Origin of the sequence: Janthinobacterium sp. CG_23.3 (genome assembly GCF_046115965.1) — a bacterium.
Taxonomy (GTDB): domain Bacteria; phylum Pseudomonadota; class Gammaproteobacteria; order Burkholderiales; family Burkholderiaceae_D; genus Janthinobacterium.
The window spans coordinates 1-10,750 of sequence record NZ_JBJXIB010000164.1; the positions used below are offsets into that span (position 1 = coordinate 1).

General features: G+C 63.7%; 9 protein-coding genes and 1 pseudogene. 6 read left to right on the forward strand and 4 right to left on the reverse strand.

Features of this window, described 5'->3' with window-relative positions; translation table 11 throughout:
- Positions 1-63 precede the first annotated feature (63 nt).
- From ACFDR9_RS25205 to ACFDR9_RS25230, 6 genes are all read left to right on the forward strand, one after another.
- The gene (locus ACFDR9_RS25205) at positions 64-987 is read left to right on the forward strand and encodes a PilW family protein (RefSeq protein ID WP_409032737.1); all 924 of its coding nucleotides are present in this window, start codon (positions 64-66) and stop codon (positions 985-987) included.
- The gene (locus ACFDR9_RS25210) at positions 984-1,523 is read left to right on the forward strand and encodes a hypothetical protein (RefSeq protein ID WP_026132722.1); all 540 of its coding nucleotides are present in this window, start codon (positions 984-986) and stop codon (positions 1,521-1,523) included. The genes ACFDR9_RS25205 and ACFDR9_RS25210 overlap by 4 nt, the downstream gene beginning before the upstream one ends.
- A 20-nt stretch (positions 1,524-1,543) precedes the next feature.
- Positions 1,544-4,618: a pilus assembly protein gene (locus ACFDR9_RS25215; protein ID WP_409032738.1), complete on the forward strand. Its 3,075-nt coding sequence runs from the start codon at positions 1,544-1,546 to the stop codon at positions 4,616-4,618.
- A complete protein-coding gene (locus ACFDR9_RS25220; RefSeq protein ID WP_409032739.1) occupies positions 4,615-5,178 on the forward strand; it encodes a GspH/FimT family pseudopilin in 564 nt (187 codons plus the stop codon). Before ACFDR9_RS25215 ends, ACFDR9_RS25220 begins: the two co-directional genes overlap by 4 nt.
- Before the next feature lie 166 nt (positions 5,179-5,344).
- Complete coding sequence (locus ACFDR9_RS25225) at positions 5,345-5,755, forward strand: PRC-barrel domain-containing protein (protein ID WP_409032740.1); 411 nt, start codon at positions 5,345-5,347, stop codon at positions 5,753-5,755.
- 305 nt (positions 5,756-6,060) lie between these two features.
- Entirely contained in the window at positions 6,061-6,927 is an 867-nt protein-coding gene (locus ACFDR9_RS25230) for an alpha/beta hydrolase (protein ID WP_409032741.1), read from the forward strand.
- A gap of 121 nt (positions 6,928-7,048) precedes the next feature.
- Here ACFDR9_RS25230 and ACFDR9_RS25235 read toward each other — a convergent pair whose 3' ends face one another.
- The 4 genes and pseudogenes from ACFDR9_RS25235 to ACFDR9_RS25250 form a co-directional block, all read right to left on the reverse strand.
- The gene (locus ACFDR9_RS25235; protein ID WP_026132719.1) at positions 7,049-7,297 is read right to left on the reverse strand and encodes a DUF3297 family protein; all 249 of its coding nucleotides are present in this window, start codon (positions 7,295-7,297) and stop codon (positions 7,049-7,051) included.
- A gap of 171 nt (positions 7,298-7,468) precedes the next feature.
- On the reverse strand, positions 7,469-9,847 hold the full coding sequence (locus ACFDR9_RS25240; RefSeq protein ID WP_409032742.1) for a DNA polymerase II: 2,379 nt from the start codon (positions 9,845-9,847) through the stop codon (positions 7,469-7,471).
- A 124-nt stretch (positions 9,848-9,971) separates the two neighbouring features.
- Positions 9,972-10,511 (reverse strand): molybdopterin-dependent oxidoreductase, encoded by a 540-nt coding sequence (locus tag ACFDR9_RS25245; protein WP_409032743.1) that lies wholly within the window; start codon positions 10,509-10,511, stop codon positions 9,972-9,974.
- 49 nt (positions 10,512-10,560) lie between these two features.
- Positions 10,561-10,750, reverse strand: a pseudogene (locus ACFDR9_RS25250) (hypothetical protein); the annotation flags it as partial.

Consider the following 10,750-nt stretch of genomic DNA (forward strand, 5'->3'; position numbering starts at 1 on the left):
GAATCACTGGGGGAGGCAACCTGCGACCCCAACACGCCCGGAAGGCGTTGTTTCCAGACCTCTTTGTTTGTTGCCGCCCCCGCCGGCACCGCCCGGGCGAGCGGCAACACCACCCTGACCATCGCGCTGGCGCTGCCGTCCGATACGACGACGACGTCGGCGACCGACAACGCCTACAGCGGCATGACCATACGCACTACCGGTGGCACCGGCGCCGGCCAAAGCCGGGTGGTTTCCAGCTACAACGGCGGCACCGCCGTGGCAACGGTGGCGTCGGCCTGGACCACGACGCCGGACGCCACCACCACCTACACCATTGTGGAACATTTGCTGGCAACGAGTAACTTCACGCTGCACGGCCGCGGCGCCGATTGCTCGGCCGCACCGTTGGCAAGCAAACGCAAGTTTGTCTCGACGATGTACTACGTGCGCGACTATTCCCACACCGCCGGCGATGGCGTGCCGACCTTGGTGCGCTCGGTGTTCGACCCCGCCGGCGCGCCGGCGCTGGCGCACCAGGCCCCCGAAGCGCTGGTTGAGGGCATCGAGCGCTTCGCCGTCGAACTGGGCATCGACAACGTCGTGTCGCGCTGTGGCCTCGGCACGGCGGTCGACTACACGGCGGCGGTCGCCAAAGTCGATCCGTCCACCTGCGTGTTGAACGCCGACGCCTCCCGCAATTCCCTGCCCACCAACCGCGGCGACGGCAATCCCGACCGCTTCGTGCGCTGCACCACCGCCGCGCCGTGCACGGTAGCGCAACTGGCCAACGTCGTTGCCGCCCAGTTGTTCGTGCTGGTGCGTAACACCGAACCGAGCCCGGACTACACCGATAGCAAAACCTATTGCCTGACCAGTATCGCGGCCGACGGTAGTTGCCCGGCGGCCAGCCTGGCCGGTCCGTTCAACGACCATTACAAGCGCCATTTGTTCAGCACCACGGTCCGTCTGACAACCATTTCAAGCCGGCGGGAGACGCCGCAATGAAACATTCCTCAATGCGGGCCAGGCAGGGCGGGGCCGTCCTGGTGGTGGGCTTGATCATGCTGATACTGATCACGCTGATGGTGACGACGGCCTTTCGTTTCAGCTCGACAAACTTGAAAGCGGTCAACAATATGCAGTCGCGCAACGAGGCGATCGCCGCCGCCAACAAGGCCATGGAACAGGTTGTCGGGTCCTGGGATTTCGGCACGCCGCCCTCGGCCGACCAGTTCAGCATTGATATCGACAACAACGGCACCCAGGATTACGTTGTCGATATTGCCATGCCGGTATGCGTCAGGGCCGCACCCACGAGCTTGCCCAGGCCGCCTGACAGTGAATGCCCAACCAACGCGGAAGGGCTGACGATCTGTGCGCCGACCGTCTCGACCGTCTACAACGTCGTCTGGGAACTGGACGCTACCGCAACCGGGACGAGCGGCACGCGCGTGCGCATCCGCCAAGGAATCGGCAGATCGATCTCACAGGCGCAATGCAACGCCGCCTGTCCGCCGGCTCCCGGCTCGCCTTGTGCCTGACCCAGTTATAGGAAATCAACATGACGCATTCCCTGATTCAAGGCGTACTGGCGACGGCACTGCTTGCGCTACCTCTGGCCACGTCGGCGACCGACCTGGACCTGTATACCAATCTCGGCAGCACGGTGGCGGCCGACTTGCCGAACGTGTTGTTTATTATCGACAACACGGCAAACTGGAACAATGCCTTCACCAACGAGATGGCCGCGCTGGCCAATACCTTGCACAACCTGCCGGTCAATAAGTTCAATATCGGTATTATGCTGGCCACCGAAAGCGGCGGCGGCAACGGCGGCCAAGCCGGCGGCTATGTGCGGGCGGCCATCCGTACCATGAACGGCGCCAACAAGCTCAAGTATGAAGCGCTGGTGAATAGCTTCGACAAGCTTGCCGACAAGGGCAACTCGGGCGCTTCGGGTGTTTCCATGGCCGAGGCCTACGCTTACTTCTCCGGCGGCGCCGCCTATTCGGGCAATCAAAAAACCAAGACCGACTATCTCGGCAACGTGGGCGGCACCAGCCAAAGCACGGCCATTTACGCGCTCGGCGGCAATGCCCTGAGCTCCTTCGGCGCGGCCAACTACCTGTCGCCGGTGGCGTCGGGCAGTTGTGCCAAGAATTACATCATCTATATCAGTAACGGCCCCAATCAGGAAAGCAGCAGCAAAGATACGATCGCCAACGGCTTGCTCTCTTCCGCCGCCGGCGGCGGCACCGCCGGCACCAACGCGGTCGCGCAGATCCCTATTTCGCCGAGTGGCTCGCAAAGCAATCCGAGCGACGAATGGGCGCGTTTCATGAAAAAAAGCACTTTCCAAATCGTCACCTATTCCATTGACGTCGATCCTGGCGCCAGCGGCCAGGGGCCGGGCTGGACGGCGCTGCTCAAAAGCATGTCGGGCCTGAGCAACTACACCGCCGTCAGCAGCGTCGGCGGCAGCGCGGCCATTGCCAGCTCGATCAATGACGCCTTGTCCAAGATTCAATCGGTGAACAGCGTGTTCGCGGCGGTGAGCTTGCCGGCCAGCGCCAACGTCCAGGGCGCCTACCTCAACCAGCTCTACGTCGGCATGTTCCGTCCGGACCCCGATTCCAAGCCGCGCTGGATGGGCAACCTGAAGCAATACCAGCTGGGCGCTGCAAGCACGCTCGTCGATGCCGATTCCGCCCCGGCCATCAACACCCAAACCGGCTTCATCTCGGAGTGCGCGCGCAGTTACTGGACGCCGTCCAAAAGCAGCCCGGACGCGTATTGGGTGAACGATCCGAAGGGAAAATGCATTCCGCCGCCCGGTTCGGCGGCGGATCTGTACGCGCAGTCGAACAGCCCCGACGGCAATATCGTCGAGAAGGGGGCTGCCGGCTACGTGCTGCGCGCGCAGAGCGCCGCCTCGCGCGTGGTGAAGACCTGCTCGGCAACGAATTGCAACGCCTTGCTCGACTTTAATAGCACCAACGTCAGTACCGCCGCGCTGGGCGCGGCCGACAGCGCCGAACGCGATACCCTGATCCAGTGGGCGCGCGGACAGAACGTCGATGGCGACTTGTCGAAGACAACGACGGAGATGCGGCCGTCGGCGCACAGCGACGTCATCCACTCCAACCCGCTCGCACTCAGCTACGGCTCGAACGTGGTGGTGTTTTACGGCAGCAACGATGGCATGCTTCACGCGATCAACGGCAACCAAACCGCCGCGAACGGCTCGGCCGACGCCGGCGCGGAGCTGTGGGCGTTCATGCCGCCCGAGTTTATCGGCAACGTTAAGCGCTTACGCAACAATTCGCCGAACGTCAGCGTCACCCCGCCAGTCGGCGGCGTCGTCAGCGGCAGCGCGAAGCCGTTCGGCATCGACGGCCCGATTTCGGCTTATAAAACCGGCGCGACCACGTGGATTTACGCCGGCATGCGGCGCGGTGGCCGTGCCGTGTATTCTTTCGACGTGTCGATCGCGGCCAGCCCGTCGTTGAAGTGGAAGGGCGGCTGCTCCGGCAGCGCCGATACCAGTTGCACCACCGGCACCGCCGGCATGGGCCAGACCTGGTCGTCGCCACAGCCGGTCAGGGCCAGCGGCTATTTCGGCGGCGCCGCGCCGATGCTGATTATGGGCGGCGGTTACGACGAGTGCGAAGACGCCGATCAGAACACCTGCACCAGCGCCTCGAAAGGCCACAAGATCTATGTGCTGGACGCCGCTACCGGCGCGGTGCTGGTGTCGCTGAACACCGATCGCGGCGTCGTCGGCGACGTCAAGATCGTCCCGGGTCCGGGGGGCTACGCCAAGTACGCCTATGCCGCCGACCTCGGCGGTAATATTTACCGCGTCACCATCGATACGCTGGCGCCGGCGTCGTGGACTATTTTGAAGATCGCTTCGCTCGGTTGCGGCACCGCCGCCAGCTGCACCGACAACCGAAAATTCATGTTCGCGCCCAGCGTCGTTCCCGAGTCCGACGGCAGCTACAGCCTGTATGTGGGTTCGGGTGACCGTGAAAAACCGCTCGGCGGCGCCTATTTCCCGCACACCTCGGCGGTGGTCGACTATTTTTTCAAAATCAAGGACAAACCGTCCGACACGGGCTGGTTGCCGGCCGAAGCTGCCGTCAATTGCCCTGGACAGTCTTTGATCTGCCTCAATTCGCTCACCAGCGCCGGCACCGCCAGCGGAACCTGCGGCCTCGGCGCCGGCGGCGTCGCCACCGGCAAGGGATGGATGCTGGGGCTGCGCGCAACTGAAAAAGTGGTGACGCCGGCTTCCACCCGGTTTGGGGTGACAACGTTCTCCACCCACATGCCGGCTGTGCCGGTGGCAGGTTCCTGCGCGTCGAACCTCGGCACCACCCACGTCTATAACCTTGGCGTGACAGACGCGGCGCCCACGCCCGGCACCACCTGCAACGCGGTCGTCACCGGCGGTGGTTTGCCGCCGCCGCCGGAAAAAATCGACGTTTGTATCAACAGGGACTGCACCACCAAGAAATCGATCTGTATCGGCTGCAGCACCGAATCGTCGATCCAGTCGCAGGAAAACGGTGTTCCTAGCGGCTTGATCAAGTCGAATTCCAAACGCAGGGTCTACTGGTATTTGCAAAAATGAGTCCGAACCGTCTGCGCCGCGGCGGGCAACTGGGCGCGCCCAGCGGATTTTCGCTGGTCGAACTGATGGTCTCGGTCGCCATCCTGGCCATCCTGCTGGCAGCGGCGACGCCCGCCTACAACGGTATGATCATGAATTCGACCGCGACGCAGTACGCGAACAATCTGATGGCGAGCACCATGCTGGCGCGTAGCGAAGCAATCAAGCGCAACGCGCCGGTGTCGCTGTGCGTGTCGGCCGACGGCGCCAGTTGCGGCAGCGGCGGCTGGGAACAGGGCTGGCTGGTGACATGCAGCACCTCCGACCAAGTCGCTTGCGATAGCGCCGGCAGCGGTACGCTGGTGATCGAGTACCAGCGCGCCGCCAAGGCGGGCTGGAAAATTACCGAGGCCGGTGGATTACGCAGTATTACGTTCGAGCCCAGCGGCACTGGTGCGACGGCGGCATCGCTGACGGTCTGTCGGGCCACTCCCAGCGTGGGAACGCAGCAGCGCGTGGTGCGGATCAGCGCCACCGGCCGTCCTTCTACCACCAAAACCACGGACAGCGTTTGCCTCTGAAGGCGGAGGCTGGGGCAAGTCCCGCGTTCGGGCCAGGCCCGATTGCGCCCGGATGTGAAATAGCCCCCCCGCTCGGGCGAATCGCGACAAAACCTCCATATGTTCGGCGCCGTACGGACTAGCTCGGCGCAGCGGCTTACTCTTGGGCACTTACAGGAGATTCCACATGAGCTATTTAGAAAAAGACATTTTCGGCATCTATACAAACCACCAAGGCCCGGGTCCGCATTTGATGGGCGCCGATACCTTGATCGGCAACGCGGTCTTCAATCATGAAGACGTCGACCTGGGTGCAATCAAGGAAATCATGCTCGACATGCGTACCGGAAAAGTGGCCTACGCGGTCATGTCGTTCGGCGGATTCCTGGGCATGGGCGACAAATTATTCGCGGTGCCATGGACGGCCCTGGTCCTCGACACCATCAACGAGCGCTTCCTCCTGAACGTCGAGAAAGAACATCTGGTCAACGCGCCAGGATTTGCAAAGGATGCCTGGCCGGACATGAGCGATGCAGCTTGGGTCAGTGAGTTGCATGCCTATTACGGCACCAAAGCCTATCAAGATCCGCCTTTGTAATTGTTGGCGGCAAGCGCGTCACTGCAACATCGATACGGCGAACACAGCCTTTTTTGGCCGCTCGACGCTGTACTTTTATCATTCACTCACAGGAGATTTACCATGTACATTGGCGCCGGCACTATCCTTTTGATCATCATTCTCGTTCTAATTTTTCGATGATTCCCGCAGCGAGTCTACCCGGCTCGCAAACAGCGCCGCCGGTGGGTGATCCCGGCGGCATTTTTTTGCCTGTCGTTAAGTAAGCTTGGCCGCCGGACACAGCGCGCCGATATAATCGTGCATCCTCCATTTACCGGCACAAAATGAATACAATCCCCGCCGCCTTGAGCGTCCTGGCCCTGATGGCCGTCGCTGTCTGCGCCGTCACCGCCTGCTCGCCGATCACCGTCCTGAACGCGCTGTCACCGGCGGGCGACACGCGCAGCAGCAAAGACGTCGCCTACGCTGCCGGTCCGCGCAATAAACTCGATATCTATCTTCCCGAACACGTCGACGGCACGGCCCCGGTCGTCGTCTTCTTTTACGGCGGCAACTGGGTCGACGGCAACCGCGCCGACTACGCATTTGTCGGGCGGGCGCTGGCCTCGCGCGGCATCATCGCCGTCGTTCCCGACTATCGACTGTATCCCGAGGTGAGTTATCCGACCCTGCTCGACGACCCCAGCGCCGCCGTGGCGTGGACCGCGCGCGACATTGCGCGCTATGGCGGCGACCCGGCTCGTTTGTTTGTGATGGGCCACAGCGCCGGCGCGTATAACGCCGCCATGGTGGCGCTGGACCCGCGCCGCCTGGCCAAGTTCGGCATGAAACCGTCGATGTTGAGTGGATTGATCGGCCTGGCCGGGCCGTATGACTTTATTCCCATTGAAAACAAGACGACGCGCCCGGTTTTCCATTTTCCGAACACGCCATTGGATTCGCAGCCGGTGAGCCATGTCAGCGCGTCCGCGCCGCGCACCTTGCTGATTGCGCCGGTCAACGACGATCTGGTGAATCCAAAGCGTAACACCGGTGGTCTGGCGCGCAAGTTGCGCGAAAACGGCGTCGCCGTCACCGAGCGTTATTTCGACGGCGTCAGCCATACCACCCTGGTCGGATCGATCGCCGTGCCGTTGCGCCGGCTCGGGCCTACGCTCGATGAGGTGGAGGCGTTTGTGAAGGGGAAGTAAATGTTGTAATCGCTGGCACGAGCTTGGCGGCTTGGACGGTTCTCCGTCAGCCTCGTGCCAGGATGTTAAGCGACTATTGCAAGACGTGGATCTGCGTTGGATGCGCGTCAGCGGCAGGGATTTATTTGTAAAACGCTTCGACTCGGCCGGTCAGTTTGATCAGCAGGGGCTTGCCCTTGCGGTCTACCGCTTTCAGCGAGGCTATTTTGATCCAGCCTTCGCTGATGCAGTATTCCTCGACGTCTAAACGTTCTTTGTCGTTGATTTTAATGCCGACGTCGTGTTCGAACACGGCGGCGACGTGGTGCGGGCTGCGTGGATCGACTGAGAGGCGGTCAGGCAAAGGGGGGAGGGTGGTGGTATCGTTCATGGGCATAATTATCCACTACAAACACGATCCAGACAACGGTATGTCGTGCGGCGCCGGACGATTGCTTGAAGTCCCCCTCGGCGCGGCTGTGGTCCGGGCACGGGGACGCGCCAACGAAGCTCGGCTTGCGCTGCGCTAAGCCGACCCCACGCCTGCTTCTTGTGCGCGTATTTAGAACAGGCTGTGTTGCTGGCTGGTCAGGGTGGTGAAGTCGTCGCGCAGGAAGGGCAGGATGGCGTCCGCCACCGGTTGCAATTGCCGCGTCAGGTAGTGGTGGTAGTCGATCGGCGAACGCTGGACTTCCAGCGGTTCCGGGCCGGCCGTGGTCATGACGTAGCGTATCCAGCCGCCGTTTTGGTATTGCAGCGGTCTTCCTTGCCGCCGGTTGTAGTCGTCGGCGAGGCGCGCGGCGCGCACGTGCGGCGGCACGTTGCGCTCGTAGTCGCCGAGAGGGCGGCGCAGCCGTTTGCGGTAAACCAGTAGCGCGTCGAGCTCGCCGGCGGCGGTGCGGTTGGCGTAGTCGCGCACGTAGTCCTGGTAGGGCTCGCCCTTGAAGATGCGCTGGTACAGCGTTTGCTGGAATTGCTGCGCCAGCGGCGTCCAGTCGCTGCGCACCGTTTCCAGGCCCTTGTAGACCATTTCCTCGCTGCCGTCGGGCTTGTTGATCAAGCCGGCGTAGCGTTTTTTGCTGCCCAGCTCGGAGCCGCGTATCGTCGGCATCAGGAAACGCCGGTAGTGGGTTTCAAATTGCAGTTCGAGGGCGTTGTCGAGGTCGAATTCCTCGCGCAGGTGCCGCTCCCACCACTGGTTGACATGCTTGGCGAGCGCCAGGCCGATTTCGCTCGCCTGTTCCTCGCAGTGGGCGTGCTTCAGCCAGACGAAGGTGGAGTCGGTGTCGCCGTAGATGACTTGGTAGCCTTGTTCTTCGATCAACTCGCGCGTGCGGTGCATGATTTCCTGCCCGCGCAGCGTGATCGAGGACGCCAGGCGCGGGTCGAAGAAGCGGCAGCCGTCGGACCCCAGCACCCCATAAAACGCGTTCATGATAATTTTCAGCGCCTGCGACAGCGGCTTGTTGTGTTCGCGCTTGGCCGTGTCGCGTCCCTGCCAGATTTGCTTGACGATGGCCGGCAGGCAATGTTTGTCGCGCGCGAAGCGGCCGCCGCGAAAGCCCGGCACGCTCGCCGCGTCGTCGGCGTTGGCGTCGCGGGTGCCGACCACCAGCCCGACCGGGTCGATCAGGAAGGTGCGGATGATAGACGGGTACAGGCTTTTGTAGTCGAGCACCAGAACCGAGTCGTACAGGCCGGAGCGCGACTCCATGACGTAGCCGCCGGGGCTGTTTTCGCCGACGACGTCGCCGAGGTTGGGCGCGACATAGCCCTGGCGGTGCATCAGCGGCATGTACAGGTGCTCGAAGGCGGCCACCGAGCCGCCGCTGCGGTCGGCCGCCAGCCCGGTGACGCTGGCGCGTTCGAGCAGGAAGGTCAGCAGTTCGGTCTTGGCGAAGATGCGCGTGACCAGTTCGCAGTCTTTCAGGTTGTAGCGCGCCAGGGCCGGCTTGTCTTCGGCGAAGCGGCGGTCGATTTCGGCCATCCGCTGGTAGGGGTTGTCGATCGACTTGCCTTCGCCGAGCAGGGTTTGCGCGACGTTTTCCAGGCTGAACGAGGAAAAATTCCACGTCGCCGACTTGAGCGCTTCGATGCCGTCGATGATCAGGCGGCCGGCGGCGGCCGCGAAGAAGTGTTGCTGCTTGCCGCCGTGTTCGCGCCATTCCATGGCGCTGCCGTCGCGGCCGAAGCGCAGCGGCATGTGGTGGCGCTCGGCGTGCTTGCGCAGCACGCGCAGGTCGAACTGCACCAGGTTCCAGCCGATGATGGCGTCGGGGTCGTGCCGCTCCAGCCACTGGTTCAGCCGCTCCAGCATGTGTGGATGGCTGTCGCAGTACTCCAGGTCGAAGTCGAGCGCCTCGTCGCCGCCGTTGGGCGGCCCCAGCATGTAGACCTGGCGCTGGCCGCAACCTTCCAGCGCGATCGAATACAGCTCGCCGTGGGCGGTGGTTTCGATGTCCAGCGAGGCCAGCTTCAGCGTCGGGCGGTAGCCGGGGGCCGCTTTCAGCTGGCTGTCGAGCAGCGGCCCCTTGCCGCCGGGGCCGGGCTGGCCGCCGAACCACACCGGCGCGGTGATGAAGCGCTCCATCAGGTAGCGCTCGGGCGGACGCACGTCGGCCTCGTAGACGTCGACGCCGACCTCGCGCAGGCGTTTTTCCTGCCTGAGCAACTGGCGGTACTGCCGGCAATACAGGCCCAGCACCGGACGGTGGTGGAAATCGTTCAGGGCCAGCGGGCGCAGCTCGGAGGCGCGGTCGCCGCGCAGCACCGTTTCCGCCAGCTCGCGCTGCTCGGCCGGGATGAAGGCCACCGACGACTGCGCCGGCAGGCGGATGTGGCGCGGGCCGTCGTCGGTCGCCAGCCAAAACTCGACGTCCGTGCCGGCGGCCGTGTCGCGCCAGTGGCGGGTGAGGAGAAAGCCCTGTTGTAGTTGATCCAAGGTGCTACCTTTAAGCGCTTATCCGGCCGTTGACGCGTCATTGCGTGCCGCTGCCCGATACCAGCTTCAAGGCGCCTAAAGCGGGCGGCCTCGCATCATAAGGCAAACAGCCGCCGGCCAGGCGTCATTCGACGATCTGGCGTACCTCGATGGCTTGCAGCCATTTCACGTGGCGCGGACCGGTACGCTTGTCCTTGCCTGAAATCAGCGCGAGCGGGCCTTCGTCGGCGCCCAGCGGCTTGCCGTCTCGTTCGAACAGCACCAGCACGTCGTCGCCGACCTGCGAATTGAACAGCTCGCTCCACGAGAAGATCACCTTGTAGCCGTCGTCGGCGGTGGCGATGACGGCCAGTTTCTTGACGGTATGGTGGTCGCGCGTGACGACTTGGGCCTGTTCCAGGATGTCGCGCAGGCGCACGCCGCGCACACGCACCGGTTTTCCCGCGTCGGCGCCGTTGCGGCCGGGCAGTTGCAGCTCGCTGATTTGCCGCGGCGGGTAGCCGCGTAGGTCGTCGGCGCGCAGCGTCAGCTTGCGTTCGACGGCGCCGGACACGGTGACGCTTGGGCTTGCCGCGGCCGGCGCCGTGGCGTCATGGGCGCAGCCCGGCGCGCAGGCGGCGAGCGCGCCGGCCATCGTCAAGGTGCGAAATATAGAGGACATCATGGGTTTTCAATTCGATTTCGTTATATTATTGCGAATATAGCACGCTGCGTCACTTGTCGTCTACGTTGCGCAACAGCAGCGCCAACGCGTCCAGATGCGTTGCCGGGGGGGGGGGGGGGGGGGGGGGGAGGGGGGGGGAGGGGGGAGGGGGGGGGGGGGGGGGGAGGGGGGAGGGGGGAGGGGGGGGGGGGGGTGGGGGGGGGGGGGGGGGGGGGGGGTGGGGCGCCCCCCCCCTCCAG